Genomic DNA, 23,496 nt, shown 5'->3' on the forward strand with positions numbered 1-23,496 from the left:
TTCAAAAATGGGCGCAGTTTGTCCATATCTGGTAGCCAACTTTTGCGGGCTGCCGTAATGAAGCGAACGGTACGCGCGTAGTTGACTACCAACCATTAGCGGCTGGCTGACCGTCACTGACCCGCTGCCACCAATTTACGATACGCTTCAGTCTTGCCCGGGTCCAGATAGGACAGTAACTCGAATGCCTGTTTGCGTTCGGTCGGGGTTCCTTCGTAGAGAATATTCAGCAATTCCTGCGACTTGGCATCGAAGAACGAGTTGATTAGGACCGAGTTGGGAAGCTGCAAGCCAATGGTCCGGATTGCCGTTAGCATGGCAAGGGTCTGTTTACGAACCTGCACGGGATTTGACGCGAATACATCCAGTCCGAGCCGGTGATAGGTGTAAAGCCCATCGCGGAAAGGGAGCAACTGTTGATTCTGAAGGTTCTCGACAAGCCAGTACCGGTTTCGACGGTCTCCCCCCGTTTGCCAGGCACCATTGGGTGACCCCTGCTGGGCCAGATTCATGATGGTAAACGCCCGCTGAATAAACGGACTTCCACCGCGTTTGCTGAATGTGTCGTAATCTACGGCCAGAATGACGTTGGCGTAGAAGGCCAGTAACGAAGTCAAATCGTCGGAGAATTGATTTTCCCGGTAATAGACGGGCGTAGTGGGTAAGTAGACGAAGTTAAAGGACCGATCAACGTAGCTAAAAGTCGTCGTTTCGTAGTTGGTACCATAGACCGGGCGCGTAACCACAATCTGGGCTGTTGCCTCAAAGGCACCCTGTGTCAATGACTTGATCAGGTTAATGTTCATCGAACAGTTAATGCGTTCAGAAACCGTGAACTGGTCATTGCTCCAGCGCCGGTTGTTCATGAACTCCGTGATGATACCCTTCAGTTGATTAACGTAGGAGAAGTCCGTTTTTTGCTGAGCGAACAACTGGTCAGAGTTGATCGTGACCTGACAATTCAGCTCTTGCGCCTGTGCTGAACACAAACAGCCAAGGAGGCTTATTACTAGTACTAGTCGTTTCATGCCGAGAGCTTTTTTGCAATCAGATTCACTAGATCCCGTGCTACGTCGTCTTTTGTTTTCAACGCAAATTCGTGGATCTCTTCGTCTTTATCAATAACGGTAATTTTGTTGGTATCGTGTCCGAAGCCCGCTCCCTGATCGCGCAGGGAGTTTAGTACAATCCAGTCCAACTGCTTGGTATGAAGCTTTTTCAGAGCGTTCTCACGTTCGTTATTCGTTTCTAATGCAAATCCCATCAGCCATTGCCCTGGCCGTTTCTGACTGCCGAGTGTGGCTGCAATGTCGGTAGTTTTAGTGAGTTCGAGCGAAAATTGAGGCTCTTTTTTCTTGATCTTCTGGGCTGCTACATGAACGGGGGTGTAATCGGCGACAGCTGCGCTCAAGATGATTATTTCTGAGTTGACAAATGCATCCTGCGAAGCCTCGAACATATCGCGCGCGGATCGAACGTCAACCCGACGGACAGTAGGGTGGGGTACTGGCAGACCCGTTGGACCGCTCACTAACGTAACATGGGCACCCGCCTGAGCAAAAGTACGGGCAATCGCGTAACCCATCTTGCCCGACGAATGGTTGCTGATAAAACGCACCGGATCAATAGCTTCCTGCGTCGGACCTGCTGTGACAAGGACCTGTTTCCCGGCCAGAACGCGGGTTTGGGCGTCCTGTGTAAAATAGTCGGTCAGCACATGCATAATATCCTCTGGTTCGGCCAGACGCCCTTCACCCACTAAGCCGCTGGCCAGTTCGCCGTGCGCTGCCCGGATAATGTGATTACCGAATGATTCGAGCCGGTGCAGATTCTCGACCGTAGTGGCATGACGGTACATGTCTAGATCCATGGCTGGCGCAAAAAAGACCGGGCATTTGGCTGATAAATAGACTGCCGACAGCAAATCGTCGCAGAAACCGTGTGCGCAACGGGAGAGCGTGTGCGCCGATGCGGGAGCAATGATGAGCAAATCGGCCCACAGACCAAGCTCGACATGATTGTTCCAGCTACCATTCTTATCGTTGACAAAGGCAGACAGAACGGGCCGCTTTGAGAGCGTTGCCAGCGTCAGGGGCGTAATAAACTCCTGCGCTGATTCGGTCATAATAACCTGAACGTCGGCCCCTGCTTTGACGAGCAGGCGTACCAGCAGCGCCGATTTATACGCGGATATACTACCCGATACGCCCAGAAGAATTCGTTTTCCGTTCACAAGGGAATGTCTTGAAGTAGCGGAGTTTTATTGGCCACTAAGGTACAAACCAAAAAACCGCACGGCAAACATACCGCACGGTTATGGAAAAAGTATCGACAATGCCTGCTTATTGCTGAGCGTCTTCGTCGTTATAACGCCAGTAAACTTTGCCCTCCAGAAATTCATCGGTAGCAATAGACGTCGGCTTCGGCATCCGCTCGTAGAACTTCGAGATTTCGATCTGTTCCCGGTTCTCAAAAACCTCTTCGAGGTTATCGACCGCCGATACGAACTCGGACAGCTTATTGCTCAGCTCTTCCTTGTTTTTAGCGGCAATCTGCCGGGCGCGCTTGGAAACGATTGAAACCGATTCGTATAGATTGCCTGTCTGAACAGCAATTTTGTCGTTGTCGCGGGTGATGATAGATTGATTCGTTGCCATTTTTTCAGTTTTCGGTTTATGGTCTTCGGTTTATCTTTCGGGGGAGGCACCAGCGCATTGCATTGGCCAGCCGTCAATCGAAACCCATGAACTATTGATTCGCTGCCGTTACTTTAGCAGGGCGATTATTCGGATTTTTAAGTTTTTCGCGTTCTTGCTCCAGCTTTTCCAGACGTTCTATCTCTTTCTGGCTGGATTCGAACATGCGTTCGGCCTGTTTGACGAACTTGCTGTTTGGATACCTGTCAATAAAGGCTTGGTAGTAACCAATTGCTTCCTGATACCGTTCCTTTTGCTTCGTTTCCAGACTGTTGTTGGCCAGGCTGTATTCCGCATCTACTTTTAGAAAAGCCAGCTCTTCATTGTATTCAGAATCCGGAAATTCCCGCTGAAAGTTATTGATCGAGATTACCGATGACTTGTAGGATGCGATGTTGAAGCCACTGGTTTTATAGTACAGCTTTGCTTTTTCGTACGCTTTACGTTCCAGCTTTCCACGTAGTTCAAGAATGATTTTCGTGCACTCATCCCGGTATTTGCTATCTGGATAGGTGTTGATGAAATCCTGAAGTGCCGACGTAGCGGTCAGCGTATTCGACTGGTCGAGGTTAAAAAGGGGCGTGTCTTTGTACAACGAATAGGCGTACATATACATAGCCTCCTGTGCGTACTCACTACGGGCAAACGTCTCGTAGAACTTCTTAAACAGCGTGGCGCTGAGTAAATACTGCTGCTGATGGAATTGTGTATACGAGTGGTAGAACTGAGCCATCTCCGACTCCGTACTACCTTTCAAAACGGGGATCAATTCTTCGAACAACAGACCGGCATGATACCAGTCTTCTTTTTTGTAATACTGAACGGCTGCTTTATACTTTTCGTCGTCAGTACCGCTCTTCTGCAATTTTGCAAACGGACTACATGACCCGAGAAAAAACACCACCAAGACTCCCAGCAGACTTTTACTGATATGACGTTGTTGCATAAGGATGCAAATATACTAAAAAAATATGGGCTACACCGACCTAACGACGATGCAGCCCCCTATAGTACGGTAAAAGACCCTGTATTGATCCGGTTTACGAATTTTTAACAACCCAGTTCAGCCAACTACTGGTGACGGACAAGCAGCTTCTTAGTGGCTACTTTTTTGCCATCGACAGAAAGTTGATAGAAATAATAGCCAGTTGCCAGTTCGCGGGTTGCCACGTGAACCTTACGATCGTTCTGCTGCATATCGTATTCGGCTATCGGCGAACCCAGTATGTTCAACAAAACCAGTTTGGCCTCATTAACTGGTCCCGTAATCTGATAATCAACCTGAGCCGATTCACTGGCCGGATTGGGATAGATGTTGGAAACCGTAATGCGATCGTTACTATACAGTAGGTCGTCAGCTTTAGGTTCCTGTTCGGCATTAGCACGAACTTCACCAGCTGAAGCAGACGTGTTGTCGGCAGAGGTCGGACGGGTAACCGATTTCGTTGTTGGACGCGCGACAAGCAATGAGCGATAGTACTCGTTGATGGGCGCATTTTTGTGAATGGCCGTCGCCCGGTCAAGGCTTCCGGCTGTTACCGGATGCGCCAGCGAAAATCGCTGGTTCGACAGGGCCGGGGTGGTTGGCTTCCGGCTTCCGGCGGTCCGCCCCAACTCCAACCGGCTACCCTTTCGGGCGTCGGAATCGCGTGGGGCGACCTGCGCCTTCAGCGGAGTGGTGGCCGTCAGAAGAACGGTCAGAAAACCAATAAGTATAGTTTGTTTCATATAAATCTACTTCAGGTACACTTGTACTCACCGCAAACGTATCTATGTTAAAAGACAAAGTCAACGGGGCACTGTCTAAAAAATTGTTAAATCGACTATTTATTACCCTTTAAGACGGGTTTTTTAGCTAAAGGTTTCGATGAAGTCCTGATTTTTAATGGTTTTTTATTCCCTGGCTTCGAAACGGGTGGGATTTCGGTCCATAAAACCTGCCCTTTCGTTGGTTTTTCGGCTTCCCGCCAGCTAAATCCGTCGAGCTCCTTATCCTCATCGGTAAGTTCTTTCGGTGGAATTAACTGCGCATCCGGACGACCATAAAAACGAATACGCCCAACCTTGGTATCGATAAACTCAATATTCATCCGACTACACTCCACGTGGTTCAGCCCAATCATTTTGTTATTATCATCGACAGCGTAATAAATACTTTGCCCGTTCCCTTCCACAAGCACCCGATCCAGTGTGGTTTGTTCCTGCTGCGTAGCGGTTGTTGCGGCTGGTGACGTTTCTTTTACCAATACGTTGCGGGGAGGGGTGTTCGTTGCAGTGGCCGACAAACGGGATGCCGAAAGGGTTCCGGAAGCAGGTTTCGACGGCTTTATCGATACCAGTTTGGTGGCAAAAAACGCGGTGATCGTACGGCCCTTCACCTGGTTGAAATTCTTCAGCGTATCCAGGGAGATTACGAATGATTTTCCGCGCAGAAACATCGTATTGATTACGTTGTTTTTCAATAAGGCCCGCATTGAATCCGCTTCCATCTGGTATTTATTCTGGCTCCAGACGATAGGGTTTTTATAAAAATAAATGGTCGAGTCGGCCGTATTGTAGATCAGTGAATCACACTTGCTCTGTAGATCGGCCTTGTAAATAAAAACGTTTTTGTGCGCCAGCAGACGCCGTGTATTCGTTGCTTTGTCATCGTACGAAAAGAGGGTATCGGCCCGCAAAAAAAGTGTATCCTTCGTCGTTTCATTGGCCAGACTTTTAGCCACCGGATGACCAGTTACGCGCGAAATGCCGGCCTTCCCGTTATAGCGAACATGATCACCCAGAATAATGGCTTTCCGGTCTTTCGCCACCATGATGACGTTCCCTTTGGCAATGCCCAATTCTGAACTGTTGTCATAATATAGGGAATCGCCGGTGATGCGGTACTTGGGTGTCTCGACCGTGGCCCGGCGCTGAAAATTGGAGATGCTCGTCGTTGTGTTGTACTGCCCGGCGATCGAGGTCAAAACGCCGTCTTTGTTGACAATCCGGGTCGGACCCTGAAAGGTAGCAATGCGACTGAGTGAATTATAGAGCAATGAATCGGCGGTAAGCGTACCTTTGGGATTGACTAACCGAACGTTTTGTCGGAAGGTAAACAGCTTGCTGCGGGTGTCGTAATAACCCTCGCGGCTGGTCAGGACGTTTTCTTTGTCGACGATGCGGCCTGGGACGGGATAGTGGGCAATGCCGGACAGCATGTCATAGTCGAGCTGCCGAGTGGTCAGCGTCATTTTTCGGTCCTGCATGATAACGCGTCCCCGAACGTTGGCCTGCCGGGTGTTGCCATAATAAAACATGGTATCACCCCGAACGCTGATGGTGTCGCCCTGGATCATCCGGACATTACCGTAGGCTTCAATAACGTTGGTGGTCGCATTTTGTATGGCAAGGTCACAATACATGAGCACGCCCTTTTGCCGGAAGCGAACATTATTGTAAATTTTCCGAACGACCTGACCGGGTGTGTTGATCCCAACCAGACTATCGGCGTGAAGCAACTCAACCCTGTCTGCCACTGGTGACCCGCCAATCTGCGCCAGTGCAGGAGCGGACGCCAGCAGTGAACCGAACAGCGTAACAAAAGAAAGAAAGCGAACGAACTGACGAAACATGGGGCAAAACTACGGCTTAGTACCGGACGCAGATGGTTGAACAGGAATTTTTAGGATATATTAACGAGAATCGATTATTCGGTTCAATGGACCGCGTATTGCTGGCCGTGAGTGGCGGACTGGATTCGATGGTAATGACCGAGTTGTTCTATCGAACAAATCAGTTGTTTGCCATGGCTCATGTCAACTTTAGCCTGCGCGGAGCCGAATCGGATGCCGATGCCGTTTTCGTTCAGAACAAGGCTGAGCAATACGGGGTTCCGTTCCATCTGATCCGTTTTGATACGGCGGCCATAGCGGCAGAGCGGGGCATTTCCATTCAGATGGCGGCCCGCGATCTGCGGTACTCCTGGTTTGCTGATCTATGCCGACAACAGGGTTATGCGTGTCTGGCAACCGCGCATCACAAAAACGACGTACTGGAAACGCTGTTGCTGAACTTGACACGGGGCACTGGCTTGGCCGGATTGCACGGAATCGCACCAAAACAGGAGCGTTCGGACTCTGCCGTGCTGGTCCGTCCGGTCCTCTTCGCCACGCGGTCCCAACTAGCTGAGTATGCTCGTGTGCATGCGCTTCCGTACCGGGAAGATAGTTCGAACGCAGACGATAAGTACGCCAGAAACCGACTACGCCATCACGTTGTACCCGTGCTGAATGAGCTTAATCCGGGATTATGGCAAACACTACCCCGAACGGTTGAGCGACTTCGGGCCGCCGAAACGCTCGTTGACACTGAACTCGCTCGCTCTTGGACCGAAGTAGTGGTGCAACATGGACAGTCCGTATTTTTGCCCGCTGCCAAACTGCTGATACTACCTGAAGTGACGTTTCGGCTGGCTGCGTGGCTGAAACCCTTTGGCTTCGGTGAAGAGCAGACGAACCAGATGCTCGACTCCTTGAGCCGGTCCGTTGGCCAGGTATTTGCATCACCAACGCATCAAATAACCCACGATCGGCTTGCCGATGGCAATACGGGTTTGCTACTGGAATCCCTTCAGGCTGTTCCTAAGTATGAAGTTACGTTGACAGACTGGCCCGATATGCCCATAGACGTAGCTGGTCAGTTCACGCTCACCATTGATGTCGTTGATAAACCGATTGATTTTCGACCACCGGTTGATTCCCGAATCGCGTTCCTGGATGCCGAACGGTTGACCTTTCCGCTCATAATACGACCCTGGAAGCAGGGCGACCGCTTTCGTCCGCTGGGATTGAGGGGTCATAAATTGATCAGCGATCTGTTGAACGATATGAAGTTGACCCGGTCTGAACGCCAGCATACCGTAGTGCTGCTGTGCGAAAGCCAGATTGCCTGGGTTATTGGCCGCCGGATTGCTCATGCGTTTCGCGTAACGCAGCAGACCCGCCATATCGCAAAAATTGAGTTTCATGCGTCCCGCCTGTATCCAAAAAGCACTTAAATAGTCTAACAAAGGGCAGAGGCATAATCATTGGCAAGCTGGCTGATTGGACTAAGAACAGATTTGTACGGCTGACTAAAAACGGGAAAATTGTACTTTTAATGTCGAAATCTTCACTTGGAGGTATCGAGTTACACGTTAAGTAATCCGGGCCTAATCTCTGGCATTTTATTTGATAGATTTGACAGAGGCCCAACCAACGTATTTTAACCCACTAATTTCCATGAACCGGATTGTACTGGTTTTGCTCATCGTAGGAATGGCTTGCGCAAGCCTTACTGTCCAGGCGCAAAGCGCACGACTGCGAGCGGCTAATAAACAGTTTGACAACCTTAGCTACGTCACCGCAGTGCGTTTGTACGAAGAGTTTTTGCGGGCTGATAAAAAAAAGGAACCCGCCGAAACGCGGGAAGCACTCACCAAACTTGGCTACAGCTATCGCAAATTACAGGATACCCGGAATTCCGAACGGATTTATGGCGATTTAGTGAAGGAATACACGGACCTCGACAGTGAAATTTATCTGTATTATGCACAGGCACTGGCGCAGAACGGCAAATACCGGGATTCGCAGAAAATGTATAGCCAGTATGGAGAAAAGCAATCGCAGGATCTTCGCGGACGCCGATACACGGTTTCCTACATGGACTTAAGCCGGTTCTACCAGGATTCGTCGTCGTACCGACTTCACAACCTGCCCATCAACTCCCGGCAGGCTGATTTTAGCCCGATGTATTACAAAGGCGGGCTTGTATTCGTGTCGGCCCGCGATGAGTCGGGAGCGGTAAAGCGGGTGTTCAACTGGAACCAGACGCCCTTTCTGGATATGTACTTCTACCCCGACACGACGCAGTTACGGGTGCCGAATACCGAGGTAAAAAAGGCCGTTCCAGCCACGTTAGGGGGCGGTGCTGAAACGAAAGCACCAACCGCCGAAGAATCAGCCGATGCCGTACAGCCGATGACGAAAGCGGATATTTTTAGCCGGACGCTGAACACCAAGTACCACGAAGGACCGATGTCGTTCACCAAGGATCAGAACACCATCGTTTTCACCCGGAATAATACGAGTAAAGGCAAGTCGGGGAAAAGCTCGGAGGGCGTAAAAAAGCTGAAACTTTATTCGTCCGTCAACCGGGATGATAAGTGGGTTGACATCAAGGAACTTCCTTTCAATAGCAACGAATATTCGGTTGGGCACCCCGCTTTTGCTCCCGACGATTCTAAACTGTATTTCGTGTCGGATATGCCCGGCGGGTATGGAGGGACTGATCTCTATGTGGTCGAATACGCCAATGGCCAGTGGGGAACGCCGGTCAATTTAGGCAAGGAAATCAACACGGAAGGAAATGAGATGTTCCCGTTTGCGGACGCGAGTGGAAATCTGTATTTCTCATCGGATGGGCACGAAGGTCTTGGCGGGCTGGATGTTTTTTTTGCGGAGCTTAAAGAAGGAATCGCTTACAAAGGCGTTCAGAATGCGGGTGCTCCGATCAATTCGGAGAAAGACGACTTCGGGTTCATCACGGACAAGTCCCGGACAATGGGTTACTTCAGCAGCAACCGTAAGAAAGGCGTTAGCGATGACGATATTTATGCCTTTCATCGGATGTGCAAACAGCTGAACGTCTTCGTGTACGATGCCAAAACGGGTACGCCGATCGAAAATGCGGATGTTCGTATTCTGCGCAACGGGTCAAACCAGGAAATGCGCGTAACCAATCTCGACGGTCGGGCCGAATTGTGTGCGGATGCCAATACCGAATACGAGTTCAGAGCCGTGAAAGAAGGATTTGCCCTAAACAGTGTTCGCTTCTCGACGCTGACCCAATCGCCAAAACCTGTACTGAGTGTTTCGATTTACCTTGAGCGGACCGAAAATACGCTGGTGCGGGGCGTCGTGAAAACAGAGGTGAATCAGCAACCCGCCACGGGCGTGAAAGTGACCCTGCGTAATGAAAAGGACAAGTCGGAACAGACGGTAACGACAGGGCCTGACGGGGGCTACGAGTTTAACATGAAGCCGGGTGCCCCGTATACGATCACGGCGCAGAAAGACAAGTACGCGACTAAGAAAACGCAATTTGCGAAGGGTAAGAAAAAAGGGAAATTCTTGCCCGATTCGCTGGGGCTGTATGGTGTAGGCGATGTGTTCCAGTTGAAAAACATCTACTACGACTTGAACAAGTTTTTTATTCGGGCCGATGCGGCTAAAGAGCTCGATCGCGTACGGGCGCTGCTGATCGAGTATCCGAAGATGCAGATCGAAATTCGCTCGCACACCGATTCACGGGCTCCTGATCTGTACAACATCCGACTGTCGGAAAACAGGGCTCGTGCCGCAATGGATTACCTGGTGTCAAGGGGTATCGATGCCAAACGTCTGGTAGCGCGTGGGTATGGTGAGGCTGAAGTGCTTAATGGGTGCGTCGATGGCGTAAATTGTAATGAAGAAGAGCACCAGCAAAATCGTCGAACGGAGTTTAAGATTCTGGCCGTGCAGTAAAACGACCTAGAAAACGTAGCCCACACTCGTTCGTAGGTAACGAATAAGCCATTTTAGCGCGGGCCAGTCGGTCTGCGCTTTTTTGTTGGCTGCGTATATTCCGTGCCAAATCGACAAACAGTTACGAGCGACAGACGGTTATTTTTCAAACAACCTGAATGTATGAGATTTACGGATAAAGTATGTATCGTTACTGGCGCGACGTCAGGCATTGGCCGGGCAACGGCCGAACGAATGGGTGAAGAAGGGGGCAAGGTCCTGGTTGTTGGACGCGACGAAGAGCGCGGTCAGGAAGTTGTCGATTTTATCAAAAGCAAAGGTGGTGATGCGCAATTTGCCGAAGTAAATCTGTCCGATGCCAAGGCTATTGAAGCCGCCGTTGAGCAGGCGTTGGCAGCCTGGGGCAAAATTGATGTATTGGTCAACGATGCGGCTATGATGACGTTCACACCCATTGTTGACCTGTCAATAGACGATTGGGATGAAGTGCAGGCAGTTAACCTACGCTCTGTTTTTATATTCTGCAAATTCTGTATCCCCCACATGAATGGCGGTGCCATCGTCAACGTCAGCTCGGTCCATGCGCATCAGACAACGGCCAATGTCATACCCTACGCAACCAGCAAGGGGGGGATGGAAGCGTTCACAAGGGGTGTATCGCTGGAATACGACATTGCAAAAGTTCGTATTAATTGTGTGGCGCCGGGGGCTGTCGATACTCCAATGCTTTGGGATAACCCTAACGTAAAGAGCGGTAAGGAAAAAGTTGAGGGCGTTATCGGTAAACCCGCCGATGTTGCTTCTGCTATCTGTTATTTAGCCTCCGACGAAGCCAGGTTCATCAATGGAACGACACTCGTAGCTGATGGTGGCCGGTTGAACATATTGTAGAAAGAATATACCCAGAGATACAGAAAAGGACCGCGCAAGCAGTCCTTTTCTGTTTGGATAGGAAGCAGACGTTAATCCGACTTCTTGACATGCTTTTTATGAACGGTTTTTGTCGTCGTCGTTGCCTTAACAGGCATTGTTTTTTTTACGGTTGTTACGGTTTTGCTGACCGGCTTATCTTGTGAAGGCGTGTTGGCAAGAGCGACGTTTCCGCAGAGTGCAGCCACTACGCAGGCAACTACTAAAACTGACTTTTTCATGGGATTGATACGGTAAAGTGGTGAGACAGGCCACACAACGGGCGGGCCATTCGTGCGAAAGGTTGCTAACTATTGGTAAAAGTCAATAAGAACAACGTAAAAGATTATTGAGTGAACAAAATCCGGACCGTTACTGATAGCTGGCCAACGTGGCGCATCGTATGCTCCGCCGAATGAACGAACAGACCAAGTACCGTCGATGGTATCTGCGCTCGTCCGACGCCCCTCACGTCCGTCAACGACTGCTCATCGGTAACACGCAATTGGCTAAGCGCCATTTCTACCTGCTGATTAAAACGAGTGACGAGCTTATCAACCGTCAACAACTGCTCATTCGGTTTACCTTCCAGCGAAAGCGAAGTTAGCTGTCCGGGCGACAGCGATTCTTCGCGCGCGTAGGTGAACAGACGATCCAGTACGCCCGTGAGGTGTTGCAAATGGAAACTTACCGAAGCAACGTTGGCCGGCCGTTCCCAAAGAAGCTCATCTGGAAAGTCGCGCAGCAGTTCATTCACTTCTTCACGAGCTTGCAACAAAGCATGAGCAACGGGTTGGAGGAGGGGAGGCATATCGGATAAGGGGCCTCGTAACCAGACCTCACGCGATTCGATTGGGGGTGTCATTCGTGAATAAGATTTTGGCTGTGATCGGTTGGTTATCGTTCAGAAGAGATACAGACAAAATCCGTTAAATAACGGTTCCGCCGTCAGCGTAAAACAGACTACCGGTGCTGTAAGATGATGCGTTCGACGCCAGAAAAAGGGCCAGTGGACTGATTTCGTCGGTTGTGCCCATACGGGCAATGGGAAGTCGCTTTGTGAAATGATCCAGTATTTGCTCATTCTGCCAGAGCGCCTGACTGAATTTCGTTTTGATCAACCCTGGACAGATCGCGTTCACGCGAATGCCATCGGGTCCCCATTCTTTAGCCAGCACTTTGGTCAGCATGTTCAGCGATGCCTTGCTGACGCTATAAATCCCCAGGCCGGGGTCGGGCGTATGACCCGCAATACTGCTTACCATGACGATACTGCCGCCCCCGCGTGCTTTCATACTTGGATAACAGAGCCTGCTTAACTCGAAGGGCGCTTTTACATTGGCCTGCATAATCTTGTCGAACGCGAAACCGTCGCAGTCCAGCGCCGGGCCAAAGACTGGATTGGACGCTGCATTGTTGACCAGAATATCGATGCCGCCGTACGTCTCGATCGTCTTGTCAACCAATTGCTTCAGCTGGTCCATATCACCAACGTGAGCCGCTATGCCAGTAGCTTCACCGCCCTGTGCCCTTATGTCGTTGGCGAGTTCGTCCAGCGTGGCCTGTTTGCGGCTGCTCACAATGACGGTGGCCCCAAATCGAGCGTATAAACGGGCAATATCTTCACCGATACCTTTGCTGGCCCCCGTTATAATGGCGACCTTGCCAGACAGGTCGAACAGCGCTTTCTCACTACCTAAAACGGATGGTGTTTCCATGCGGGTTTGTTGTCAGATGAGGGTGCAAACTAGGCCATTCGTCAGGTATTTCAAAAGCAGTAGTCAGAATTACACTAATTTCGCCGTTATCATTCGTCAACCCACCTTTTATGTCTGAAAAACCGTCCGATCTTCCCCCTTTTGTCCGATCCTGGCGTCAGCTTTACGCTATCGTTATTGGTAGCTTGGTCATTGAAATCGTGTTGTTTTACGTGTTAATGACCTGGCTTTCATGAGTACTCTCGATTGGGGTGTATTGATCCTGACCTTGCTGGGCGTTATCGTATATGGAGTCGTTCGTAGTCGGAAAAGTCAGAATATGGACGATTATCTGCTGGCTGGGCAATCGCTACCCTGGTATCACGTCGGGCTGTCGGTGATGGCTACGCAAGCCAGTGCCATTACGTTTTTGTCTGCACCGGGTCAGGGGTTTGGGGATGGTATGCGGTTCGTTCAATTTTATTTCGGCCTTCCATTGGCAATGGTCGTTTTGTCGGTGACGTTCGTGCCCATTTTTCACAAGCTCAAAGTGTTTACGGCGTATGAGTTTCTGGAAAATCGCTTCGATGCGCGGGTTCGTACGCTGACAGCAGGCTTGTTTTTGCTGCAACGCGGCCTGTCAACGGGTCTGTCGATCTACGCACCCGCTATTATTCTCTCGACTATTCTGGGCTGGAATATCTACTGGACAAACCTGATCATGGGCGGTATTGTCCTGATCTATACCGTCACGGGGGGAACGGAAGCGATTTCGCATACGCACATTCAGCAAATGGCAATTGTTACGTTTGCGATGGTACTGGCTGGTTACCTAACCGTTAAGCTCCTTCCCGAAGACGTGGGCTTCGTCGATGCGCTGCACGTGGCGGGTAAAGCCGGACGCATGAACCTGATCGACCTGAAGTTTGATCCGAATAGCCGCTATAACCTGTGGTCGGGCCTGATCGGGGGATTCTTTCTGCAACTGTCTTATTTCGGCACCGACCAGTCGCAGGTGGGGCGCTACCTGACCGGCGGATCGATTAGTCAGAGTCGGCTGGGTCTGCTGATGAATGGGCTGCTGAAAGTGCCGATGCAATTCCTGATTCTTCTGGTGGGCGTGCTGGTATTCGTGTTTTATCAATACAATCCGTCGCCGACTTTTTTCAACAAGCAGGAAACGGATAAGCTCAAGGAAAGTCCCTACGCGCGTGATTACCAGCTCGCCGAACGAAAGCACAATACCCTTACGTCGCAGCGGCAACGGGTGGTGGCCGATATGCAGGCAGCCGTTCAGGCTAAGAACGAAACCGCGCAGGAGGCTGCCGTTGCAAGCCTGCATAAGACGGACGAGGCCCTGAAAATGGTCAAGGCCGATGTCATTAAGCTCATTGAGAAAAATAATCCGGCGGCTGACACCAACGATGGCAACTACGTATTTCTTCGATTCGTGCTGGATTTTCTGCCGCATGGTCTGATCGGTTTACTCATCGCGGTTATTTTCAGTGCGTCGATGGGGTCGATTGCTGCGGCCTACAGCTCACTGGCGTCAACAACGGTCGTTGATGTCTATAAACGGCTGATCAAGCGTGAAGAAGACGATGCGCATTATCTGCACGTTTCACGGTGGGCGACCATTGGCTGGGGTATCTTCTGCATAATTGTCGCGCAATTTGCCAATCGGCTCGGCAGTATGATCGAAGCGGTCAATATTCTGGGCTCCTTATTTTACGGCGTCATTCTGGGCGTGTTTGTTGTCGCATTCTACATCAAATCCATTGGTGGCCGTGCCACATTCTGGGCCGCCATTGTCGCCGAGGTTTTCGTTGTGCTTAGCTGGTATCTAAACCTGACGGCCTTTCTTTGGCTCAACGTGATCGGGTGTTTACTGGTCGTTGGCTTTGCGTGGATCTTGCAGCGTATGCTCCGTTCATAATGCAGAAAGCCCTATCCGGATGTCCGAACGGGGCTTTTTGCGCGATCAAATGGACTGCGGTTTACGCTTTCTTCTTGCCTTTCGCGCCTTTCATCGCGGGTGCGGCCGGTACTTTTGCTGTATATTCCGCGATGCTTTTTTCGATGCCATCTTTGAAAAACGGGAAGGCCGCATCGTTCGAGGTTTGACCCATCGATAACGCTTTCTGCGCGATTGGCAGCGCATCGGCGTACTTGCCCATTTTGCCCAGAATCTGCGACTTTATAAACAGATTGCGGTACGATTCTTTCATAGACACCGATTTGTCGATCCAGGTTAGCGCCTGATCCAGATTACGACCTTTCGAGAGGTTGTAACTGGCGGCAGCCTGCAATACGGCTGCATCGTCGGGCTTCTCAGCTACGGCTTTGTCAACATTCGCGGCTGAGTTGGCATTCACATCGACGCGCAGATCAGCACTTACCTTTACATCGGCCCACATAATGTTCAGTTTAGCCGTGCTGTCGGTCAGGTCGCTGAATCCGATGGTGAACGTTTCGATTTTCTCGCCAGCCATCGCTTGCTTGAGCGGAACGCGAAGGACGTCCTCGTCCTGTTTGTAGGTCTGCTCCGTAACGGCTTTGTTCTTGCTGAAAATTAAAGTCCAGTCATTCCTGTCGGGCATCGACAGAAGCGCGTAACTGCCGGCTGGTAACGTCTTCCCGTTGACCATCAGATCAGTCGATGTTGTAAACGCGGTTGCCCCGTTGGCGCCTGTCCGCCAGACTTTGCCCATTGGCACGAACGCATCCGTGAAGGGTGTGCGACCTTTCAAACTCGGGCGCGAATAGTTGATGGTAATGTCGGTGGTGCCAATTGTCTGCATGACCGTTGCACCGGGACTTGGAGAGGGTAATTTAATCTGGGCGGTGGATAATTGAGCCGCCAGGCAAAGGGTAGCGGCTGAAAGGGTAAGTTTGCGCATGATAGTCTATCGAGTATTTCAAAAATCGGGTTCAAATTGCAGCTTTTTACGCAGAAAAACCAGCTAATGCACCGATACCACTTACTTACGTTACTACGCCAGCACAAACCGACGGATCATTCAGAACAGGTGATGACCAAGGCTACAATTGCCTTTATTGAGGCAAATCCAGCTTGTTTTGAGCGTTCGCTACTCATCGGGCACGTCACGGGTTCGGCCTGGATCGTTAGCCCAGATCGTCAGAATGCCGTATTGATCCATCACAGAAAGCTCGATCGCTGGTTTCAGCCGGGTGGTCATGCCGATGGTGATCCTGTCATTGCCGGTGTTGCTTTTCGCGAAGCCGAAGAGGAGACGGGGCTTAAATCATTACAATTTATTCATCCGGAAATCTTCGATGTCGATGTTCATCTCATTCCGGCGCGGGGTGATGTACCCGAACATCTTCATTACGATATCCGGTTTTTACTCGAAGCCGATCCCCACGAACCATTTATACTGACCGACGAGGTCAATGCCGTCCGCTGGCTCTCGATGGATGAAATAAGCCGACTAACTGATTCAGAATCGATCCTACGAATGGTCAGAAAAAGTGATGATTAAGTATATACGGCTGCGGTAGGAGTCAACTCACTACAGCCATAAAAAAAATGAGAAAAACTAGCGCATTAAAAATGCATTAAAAAGAGAATATTAGCTTATAAATCGTAAAAATTTCAGAATTAGTGAGCAGTAAATGGCAAAATTACAGGTATTGACCTCAAAAAGTAGAAAAACTATAAATATAGTAGATGATTTCTTTGTTTTGATAGTACAGTAAATGCAATAGTTTTGCTGTACAACAAAACCATAGAAAAGTCATGAAAAATGCAATCGCACTACTAACTGGGCTGAGCTTACTGGCTTTTTCCACGTCAACATACGCACAGGATGACCGGAAACTACGGAACGACCCGACTTATTCTACGCATAATTACAAGCACCCGAACAAAGCAGCCGTAGCTCGTCGCTGGGAAGATAAGGAAGGGGTATCCGTTCAGCAGCCTTCGCCGGGTGATGCGCGTCTGGCCGATTACAAGAAGGCGGTTCCTAATGCAGAACCCGCTGGTGGAATCACTGCAGATCACACGCCATCGACAAATCTGGCCGATCGGAATTACAAGATACAGCGCGTAGGCACATCCGTAAATACAAGCAATGAAGGTATTGTCAAACAACGGAAACGGAAGTCGGACAGCACCTCTGTCAACGGAAATGAGTAAGGAACATGGCCTGGACTGACTACGTGCGGTCCAGGCCATAGTTGTTTGATGCTGTTGTGAAGGGTAAATTTTGACAGATTTTTCGTGTTTTTGGCTTGCAGGCAGTACCACATGCCAAGCCTGTTCAGTCCCGCCGGTCGGGACTATTTTTTTGTCCTGACTAGCCCAATTCGTCAGGTAAGAAAGGGTCATGTCTGGCTTCGTAACACCACAAGGCGTAGACCATCAAAAGCAACCGCTTCCGAACCTCCATGCGAAGGGTGGTCTTGATGCCACCTCGCTCGCAAACCTGATTATGAAGGGTTCTGTAGCTGTGTCCCTTGCCGGGTGTACAGACGCTTCCCCAACCTTCGTGGAACACATAGGCCACGGACATATAACGCTCCTCTATTTTTTATTTTTGCAACATTGTTGCATATTGCATGCTTTGTCGAACACTAACGGCCATTGCCGTCGAACAGAACTCCATGAAGCATTTTTTTACGACTCTATTTATTCTCAGTTCGTTTTATCTACAGGCCCAGTCCATAACCGGCGCTGTTATCGATGCACAGAACGGTGCTCCGGTGGTAGGAGCAACCGTGAAGTTACTCGATACCGACAAAGGAACTACGACCGATACTGCCGGAAAGTTTGCCCTCAACGCGCCCACAACGGGTACGTTACAGGTCTCGTTTGTCGGGTTTAAGACAACGACGGTGCCAGTCCGCGACCGGTTTTTTACGGTCGAACTCGTGCCCGAAACAGCCGAATTGCAGACGGTGGAGGTAGTGGGGCGCGTGGCCAGAGACTACAACAGCGAATACTCGTTTTCGGCAACCAAAATTGCGGCTCTGAACAAAGACATTCCGCAGTCGATTGGCACCGTAACCAAAGAACTGATGGCTGATCGACAGGCGTTTCAGCTAGCCGATGCGGTCAAAATTGTGAGTGGGGTAACCCCATCGAGCTTTTATAATCAGTATGCCATTCGGGGCATCAGTCAGAACGAAGAAGGTCAGATTATCAATGGGATGCGGACCCGGCAATATTATTTCTTACAACCGCTGACCACCAACATCGAACGGGTCGAAGTGCTCAAAGGCCCGGCCAGCGCGTCGTTTTCGTCGGTCGATCCCGGTGGCAGCATCAATCTGGTGACTAAAAAACCGCTGGCCGTAGATCGCAAGGAGGTGAGCCTGAGCGCGGGCAGTTTCAGCACGATACGGGGTACACTCGATTTTACGGGACCACTCAACACTGGCAAAACGCTGTTGTACCGCGTCAATGGTGCTTACCAGGAAGCCCGTAGTTACCGCGATCTGGTTCGTAACAATGCGTTGCTGGTTTCGCCGTCCTTTTCGTACATCCCAAGCCAGAAAACGGCCCTCAACGCGGAGCTTATCCTGAGCCAGTCAAGTGGTAATCTCGACCGGGGGCAACCCATTTTTGGCGCTGTCGCGGGTGTGACGGATCTGAACAGTACGCCTATAAGCCTGAACCTGGGGGCCAGCAACGATTTCTTTACGGCCAAAGAGCTACTTATCACGGGAAGTCTGGCCCATAAATTCACCGACCGGATCAGCGTCAATGTATCGTACATGAAACAGACTTGGACGGAAGATCTACAGGAGCATCGCACCACCAATGCCTTCGCCGTTGATCTGACGGGCAAACCCGTTACCTCGCTGGCCGCCATGCAGTTTGTTCAGCGAAAGCAGTTCTGGAACATCGACAATCTGAATGCGTATCTGACTGTTAATGTTAACACGGGCGCAGCTACGCACGATTTGCTGGTAGGATACGACCTCTCAGACTGGCAAAAGCGAAAAGGAGGTGGACAGAATTCCGCCCGGGGTTTTCTGCTCAAAGACGGTTCAGTGGCAAACTCGTTCGTGCTGGCAAACGCGGCCAGTTACCAGACCAGTACGGCAGGGGGCGTCGTACTGCCGCGTCCAAACGTGAACTACTTCGACCTGGCCAACCCCAGTTATACCATTCGGAATGTGAACGACTACGTGCTGAACGCGCGGACACCGCTCCCGGCTGCGCTCACCACCACGCACGCGATCTATGCCCAGGAACAACTTCGCTGGAATAAGCTACGGTTGCTGCTGGGGCTTCGTTACGAGTCATTTCAGGATATTACCAATTACCAGTCGCCCGGTGAATCATCGTTTACCAAGACAGCCCTGCTACCCCGCGTGGGCCTGACCTATTCGCTTGGGCCTAACCTGAACGTTTACGGTACATATCTGGAAGGGTTTCAGGGACAGTCGAACACGGTGACGCTGCTGCCGAACACGGGCGGTTTTTACAACACGGCTAAATCGGCGAACCTGTTCGAACCATTGCGCAGCGATCTGAAAGAGATAGGGGCCAAAGCTCAGCTCTTCGGGGGGCGTATGAGCCTGAACGCGGCTGTATACGAGATCAACCAGCGCAACCTGCTGCTCAATGCCAACCTGCCCGCTTTTCCCGACTCGCTCGTCACGCGCGGGGCCGAACGGAGCCGGGGGTTCGAGATGGATGTGGCGGGTTACCTGATGCCGAACTGGCAACTTAATACATCCTACAGCTACATCGATGCTGTGATTGTAACCGATAACGACGCAGCACTGGTGGGTGCCCAGAAGCAGAATACCCCCGTTCACAGCGGCAACCTCTGGACACGGTATAATTTTCCGTCAAACTCGGCGCTGAGCGATTTGGGGATTGGGCTGGGATTCCAGTACAGCGGCAGTAAAATACCCTGGTTCTCGCGGGCTTTCGACGTACCGGCCTACACGTTGGTTGATATGGCCCTGTATTACACGCCAGCAAAAAGTAACGTGCAGGTAGCGCTGAACATCAACAATCTGGCCAACCGGACCTATTGGCTCGGTGCCCAGAATTACCTGCGCCTTTTTCCGGGCGCTCCGCGCAATATGATGCTCACCCTAACCTACCGATTTTAAGCGATGGCGCTACGAATAGAAAAACTGATTGCCCGCCAGGTCTGGGTAACGGCCTTTACCAACCGGGCCTTCCTCTGGTTGAGTTTGGGTATTGGCCTGCTGCTGACTTACGCAGCCGTTACGGGTTGGGTGACCGTTCGGCAACAGAATGCGACAGGCCGTACGTATCAGCAACAGGCGCGGCAGGATTGGCTGAGTAACCCCGATAAGCACCCGCACCGCATGGCGCACTACGGCCATTTCGCCTTCCGCCCCAAAGCCCCGCTGAGTGTGTTCGACTTTGGTATGGAGAGTTTTTTGGGCAACACCATTTATCTGGAAGCGCACAAGCAGAACAGCGTCAATTTTTCGGAAGCGGGGTTTTCAACAGGCCTGTTGCGGTTTGGCGAAATCAGCTTGGCGATGGTATTGCAACTACTGCTGCCGCTGCTCCTGTTTTTTCTGGGTTTTGGTACGATAGCCAGCGACCGCGAAACGGGTACGCTGAAACTGCTCCTGAGTCAGGGGGTAAGCTGGCGACAGCTTCTGGCGGGTAAAACGCTGGGGCTGATGGCCGTGATGCTGACTCTTTACGGGCCAGTAATGCTGGCAACCAGCGCACTCTGGTTTCGCTTGCTGGAGGGCACGATCGGCGCCGATCAAACCATCCGGCTATTGCTGCTGCTGGGCGCGCATTTTCTGTACCTTAGTTTCTTTTGCGTGATCGCCGTGTTGGTATCAGCTCGGAGCCAGACGGCAAAAACGGCCCTCGTATCGCTTATTGGCCTCTGGTTGATGCTCACACTGGTACTACCCAGAGCATCGCAGGCACTGGGTTCTTACCTGTATCCGGCCCCTTCGAAAGTGAAATTTCTGGCCGATATTCAGACGGATGTGTTGAAGGAAGGCGACAGCCACAACCCCAGTGATCCGCATTACAAAGGGCTTAAAGATTCGCTCCTGATGGCCTATCAGGTGGATTCGGTGCAGAAGCTGCCCTTCAACTACAGCGGGTTTGTGATGGCCGAGGGCGAAAAGATCAGTGCCCATCTCTACAACGACCATTTCCAGGGCTTGCTGGCCATTTACGACCAGCAGAACCGCTTCTCGAAAGCGATGGCATTTGTGGACCCGTATCTGGCCATTCGAAATCTGTCGATGGCCCTGTCGGGAACGGACTTTGCCAGCTACGTTGATTTTCAGCAGCAGGCCGAACAGTATCGCTACGAGATGGCCCAGACCATGAACGACTTACAGATTCGGTTCATCAGCAACCGGAAGCCGGGTCCAACTGACAAACCGTACCAGATCGATAGAAAATACTGGCAGAAACTTCCCGAGTTCACTTACCAACCGATGGCGGTAGGGGGCGTTTTTCGGCATGAGTTCATCCCGCTGCTGGCGTTTGTTTTTTGGGTGGGACTGCTGCTGGTCGTGGCGTGGCGATTAACCAAAACGTTAAAAGCAGTTTAGTATGATTCGACTTGCATTCACCAATTTTATTCGCTCCGGCGGTGTCCGGATTGGTCTTGTTTTTTTACTGACGGTCGGCATTACCGCCCTGTTGGTTGGTAAACAATTCAGCCAGCGGCAGCAGCAAAGCCTGTCTGACGTCCTTGCATTTCAGCAAAGCGACTTCTCCCGTCAGGCGGCCATTCACCATGACGATATGGGGTTATTGCTCTATTACCTCAAATTTTCGGTTATCAACCAAACCCGGCCTCTCACGGGTCTTTCCATCGGCCAGCGTGATGTCAATGCGGCCGTGCAGAGCGTGACGATCCGGGCGCTGGAAGGTCAGAAATATGATGCCGATCTGACCAATCCTGCCAATCTGTTACTGGGTAATGTTGATTTTAGTTTCGTGCTGATTTACCTGTTTCCCCTGCTGATTATTGCCTTCACCTATTCCATTATTTCGGACGAAAAAGAGAACGGCACCTGGTCAATGGTAGCGGTTCAAAGCCAACACCTGTTTTGTTTCGTCGGTCAGCTCTTTGCGATTCGGCTGGCGGTACTACTGGCGGTTTTGCTGATCATTTCTGGTCTGGCCATTTCGGTGCTGGACATCCCACTGGATAGCGCTTTTATGCTGTTTCTGGCTACGTCGGTGGGGTACATGCTGTTCTGGTTCAGCGTCTGCTTCTGGGTGACCTCGCTGCAACGTTCGTCCAGTACCAATGCGATGTTGCTGTTGGGCATCTGGCTGGCTCTGCTGATTGTACTGCCAGCCGCCCTCAACAACTACCTGATGGCTCGCTACCCGGTGCCGGAAGCGCAGGCGACTACGCTGGCCCAGCGCAAAGGCTACCACGAAAAATGGGATATGGACAAAACCGCTACGGTCGAGAAGTTCTATGCGCATTATCCTCAATTTCGCCAGATACCCGCCGTTGCCATGCCCACCGACTGGCGGTGGTACTATGCCATGCAGCAATTGGGCGACGACGAATCGGCGGTACAGGCGGGTGAACTGAAGCAGAAACTACAGCAGCGCGAAGCGTCCAGCCGAGCCATCGCCCGATTTATTCCGACACTGCACACCCAGCTTCAACTGAGTGAACTGGCGCGTTCGGGGTTAGGTAACCAACTCCGTTTCCTGGAGTACACCACCCGGTTCCATGAAAAGATGCGTCTGTATTTCTACCCCAAAATTTTCGCCAATGCCGCTGTTTCGGCCGAGAACTGGTCCAGTTTCAGGGTCGACACCTTTGCCGATTCAACACCTATCGGTCCCGTTACCGTCTTAGGACCATTAGTCATCTTCATCAGTCTGTTTGCGGGGCTGGGCTGGTATCGGTTCCGCCAAACAATTTATCAGCTATAGACTTTCCCACGCATGTTACAAGCCATCAACTTAACCAAACAGTACGTTCCGGGTCAGCCACCATCCCTTGACAGGCTCAATCTGAACGTTCAGCCGGGTGAAATTTTTTGCCTGCTCGGGCAGAATGGAGCGGGTAAAACCACGACCATCAATCTGTTTATGGGATTCCTGAAACCCACGTCCGGACAGGCCCTGATCAACGGGATGGACGTGGCTAAACATCCGCAGGAAACTAAAAAATTTCTAGCCTATCTGCCTGAAACCGTTATGCTTTATCCAAACCTGACGGGTCTGGAAAATCTCGATTTTTTTGCCCAACTGGCCGGATTTCGTCACACACCCGGCGAACTGCGTAGCCTGCTCAGTCGCGCCGGGCTCCAGACGACAGCGCATACTAACCGGGTGGGTACGTACTCGAAGGGAATGCGTCAGAAGGTGGGCATTGCTATTGCGTTGGCAAAACAGGCCAACGTACTATTGCTCGACGAACCTACCAGCGGTCTGGACCCAAAGGCCAGCAATGAGTTTTCGGATATGCTCACGAGTCTGGCACAGTTCGGAACGGCTATTCTGATGGCTACTCACGATATTTTTCGGGCGCGGGAAGTGGGTACGCGTATTGGCATCATGCGGGCGGGTCACCTGGTCGAGTCGCTGGCGGCCAACGATCTGACGGCGAACGAACTCGAAGCGATCTATTTACAAACGGTCTGAATGAGGCCATTCCCATTTTCTGCCAGCGAATT

General features: G+C 51.1%; 21 protein-coding genes. 10 read left to right on the top strand and 11 right to left on the bottom strand.

Features of this window, described 5'->3' with window-relative positions; translation table 11 throughout:
* Positions 1 to 113 precede the first annotated feature (113 nt).
* From porD to GK091_RS10595, 6 genes are all read right to left on the bottom strand, one after another.
* Positions 114 to 1,028 carry a type IX secretion system protein PorD gene (porD, locus tag GK091_RS10570; RefSeq protein ID WP_164037120.1) on the bottom strand — a complete coding sequence of 305 codons (915 nt, stop codon included), beginning with the start codon at positions 1,026 to 1,028 and terminating at the stop codon, positions 114 to 116.
* Entirely contained in the window at positions 1,025 to 2,233 is a 1,209-nt protein-coding gene (gene coaBC, locus GK091_RS10575) for a bifunctional phosphopantothenoylcysteine decarboxylase/phosphopantothenate--cysteine ligase CoaBC (protein WP_164037122.1), read from the bottom strand. The genes porD and coaBC overlap by 4 nt, the downstream gene beginning before the upstream one ends.
* 109 nt (positions 2,234 to 2,342) lie before the next feature.
* Complete coding sequence (locus tag GK091_RS10580; RefSeq protein ID WP_164037124.1) at positions 2,343 to 2,657, bottom strand: DNA-directed RNA polymerase subunit omega; 315 nt, start codon at positions 2,655 to 2,657, stop codon at positions 2,343 to 2,345.
* 91 nt (positions 2,658 to 2,748) lie between these two features.
* Positions 2,749 to 3,642 (bottom strand): outer membrane protein assembly factor BamD, encoded by an 894-nt coding sequence (locus GK091_RS10585; protein WP_164037127.1) that lies wholly within the window; start codon positions 3,640 to 3,642, stop codon positions 2,749 to 2,751.
* A gap of 125 nt (positions 3,643 to 3,767) precedes the next feature.
* Entirely contained in the window at positions 3,768 to 4,424 is a 657-nt protein-coding gene (locus tag GK091_RS10590) for a T9SS type A sorting domain-containing protein (RefSeq protein ID WP_164037132.1), read from the bottom strand.
* Between the two features lie 95 nt (positions 4,425 to 4,519).
* A complete protein-coding gene (locus GK091_RS10595; RefSeq protein ID WP_164037135.1) occupies positions 4,520 to 6,310 on the bottom strand; it encodes an OstA-like protein in 1,791 nt (596 codons plus the stop codon).
* Positions 6,311 to 6,396: 86 nt separating this feature from the next.
* Here GK091_RS10595 and tilS point away from each other — a divergent pair, with 86 nt between their 5' ends.
* The 3 genes from tilS to GK091_RS10610 all read left to right on the top strand — a co-directional run bounded on the left by tilS (position 6,397) and on the right by GK091_RS10610 (position 11,131).
* Positions 6,397 to 7,734, top strand: coding sequence for a tRNA lysidine(34) synthetase TilS (tilS, locus tag GK091_RS10600; RefSeq protein ID WP_246202193.1), 1,338 nt, complete (start codon positions 6,397 to 6,399; stop codon positions 7,732 to 7,734).
* A gap of 223 nt (positions 7,735 to 7,957) precedes the next feature.
* A complete protein-coding gene (locus GK091_RS10605) occupies positions 7,958 to 10,240 on the top strand; it encodes an OmpA family protein (protein WP_164037139.1) in 2,283 nt (760 codons plus the stop codon).
* A 162-nt stretch (positions 10,241 to 10,402) separates the two neighbouring features.
* Entirely contained in the window at positions 10,403 to 11,131 is a 729-nt protein-coding gene (locus GK091_RS10610; RefSeq protein WP_164037141.1) for an SDR family NAD(P)-dependent oxidoreductase, read from the top strand.
* Between the two features lie 71 nt (positions 11,132 to 11,202).
* Here the strand turns inward: GK091_RS10610 and GK091_RS10615 are convergent, their stop codons facing one another.
* The 3 genes from GK091_RS10615 to GK091_RS10625 all read right to left on the bottom strand — a co-directional run bounded on the left by GK091_RS10615 (position 11,203) and on the right by GK091_RS10625 (position 12,867).
* A complete protein-coding gene (locus GK091_RS10615) occupies positions 11,203 to 11,391 on the bottom strand; it encodes a hypothetical protein (protein WP_164037143.1) in 189 nt (62 codons plus the stop codon).
* Between the two features lie 104 nt (positions 11,392 to 11,495).
* Positions 11,496 to 12,014: a DinB family protein gene (locus GK091_RS10620; RefSeq protein ID WP_164037145.1), complete on the bottom strand. Its 519-nt coding sequence runs from the start codon at positions 12,012 to 12,014 to the stop codon at positions 11,496 to 11,498.
* 64 nt (positions 12,015 to 12,078) lie between these two features.
* Entirely contained in the window at positions 12,079 to 12,867 is a 789-nt protein-coding gene (locus GK091_RS10625) for a glucose 1-dehydrogenase (RefSeq protein ID WP_164037147.1), read from the bottom strand.
* A 232-nt stretch (positions 12,868 to 13,099) separates the two neighbouring features.
* Between GK091_RS10625 and GK091_RS10630 the strand changes: the two genes are divergently transcribed.
* Positions 13,100 to 14,782 (top strand): sodium:solute symporter, encoded by a 1,683-nt coding sequence (locus tag GK091_RS10630; protein WP_164037149.1) that lies wholly within the window; start codon positions 13,100 to 13,102, stop codon positions 14,780 to 14,782.
* Positions 14,783 to 14,843: 61 nt separating this feature from the next.
* Here the strand turns inward: GK091_RS10630 and GK091_RS10635 are convergent, their stop codons facing one another.
* Complete coding sequence (locus tag GK091_RS10635; protein ID WP_164037151.1) at positions 14,844 to 15,746, bottom strand: DUF2911 domain-containing protein; 903 nt, start codon at positions 15,744 to 15,746, stop codon at positions 14,844 to 14,846.
* Between the two features lie 66 nt (positions 15,747 to 15,812).
* Between GK091_RS10635 and GK091_RS10640 the strand changes: the two genes are divergently transcribed.
* Positions 15,813 to 16,349, top strand: coding sequence for an NUDIX hydrolase (locus GK091_RS10640; RefSeq protein WP_164037153.1), 537 nt, complete (start codon positions 15,813 to 15,815; stop codon positions 16,347 to 16,349).
* Positions 16,350 to 16,606: 257 nt separating this feature from the next.
* Positions 16,607 to 17,008, top strand: a complete 402-nt coding sequence (locus tag GK091_RS10645; RefSeq protein WP_164037155.1) for a hypothetical protein — start codon at positions 16,607 to 16,609, stop codon at positions 17,006 to 17,008.
* Between the two features lie 160 nt (positions 17,009 to 17,168).
* Here the strand turns inward: GK091_RS10645 and GK091_RS10650 are convergent, their stop codons facing one another.
* Positions 17,169 to 17,384 carry a hypothetical protein gene (locus GK091_RS10650; RefSeq protein WP_164037158.1) on the bottom strand — a complete coding sequence of 72 codons (216 nt, stop codon included), beginning with the start codon at positions 17,382 to 17,384 and terminating at the stop codon, positions 17,169 to 17,171.
* A 46-nt stretch (positions 17,385 to 17,430) separates the two neighbouring features.
* Here GK091_RS10650 and GK091_RS10655 point away from each other — a divergent pair, with 46 nt between their 5' ends.
* From GK091_RS10655 to GK091_RS10670, 4 genes are read left to right on the top strand one after another with little or no spacing between them, the layout of a single operon-like run.
* The gene (locus GK091_RS10655) at positions 17,431 to 19,944 is read left to right on the top strand and encodes a TonB-dependent siderophore receptor (protein ID WP_246202194.1); all 2,514 of its coding nucleotides are present in this window, start codon (positions 17,431 to 17,433) and stop codon (positions 19,942 to 19,944) included.
* A gap of 3 nt (positions 19,945 to 19,947) precedes the next feature.
* Positions 19,948 to 21,396: an ABC transporter permease gene (locus GK091_RS10660; RefSeq protein ID WP_164037160.1), complete on the top strand. Its 1,449-nt coding sequence runs from the start codon at positions 19,948 to 19,950 to the stop codon at positions 21,394 to 21,396.
* 1 nt (position 21,397) lies between these two features.
* A complete protein-coding gene (locus GK091_RS10665; RefSeq protein ID WP_164037163.1) occupies positions 21,398 to 22,750 on the top strand; it encodes a DUF3526 domain-containing protein in 1,353 nt (450 codons plus the stop codon).
* A gap of 12 nt (positions 22,751 to 22,762) precedes the next feature.
* Positions 22,763 to 23,464, top strand: a complete 702-nt coding sequence (locus tag GK091_RS10670) for an ABC transporter ATP-binding protein (RefSeq protein WP_164037166.1) — start codon at positions 22,763 to 22,765, stop codon at positions 23,462 to 23,464.
* Positions 23,465 to 23,496 lie beyond the last annotated feature (32 nt).

Origin of the sequence: Spirosoma agri (assembly GCF_010747415.1) — a bacterium.
In the GTDB taxonomy this organism is placed as follows: Bacteria; Bacteroidota; Bacteroidia; order Cytophagales; family Spirosomataceae; genus Spirosoma; species Spirosoma agri.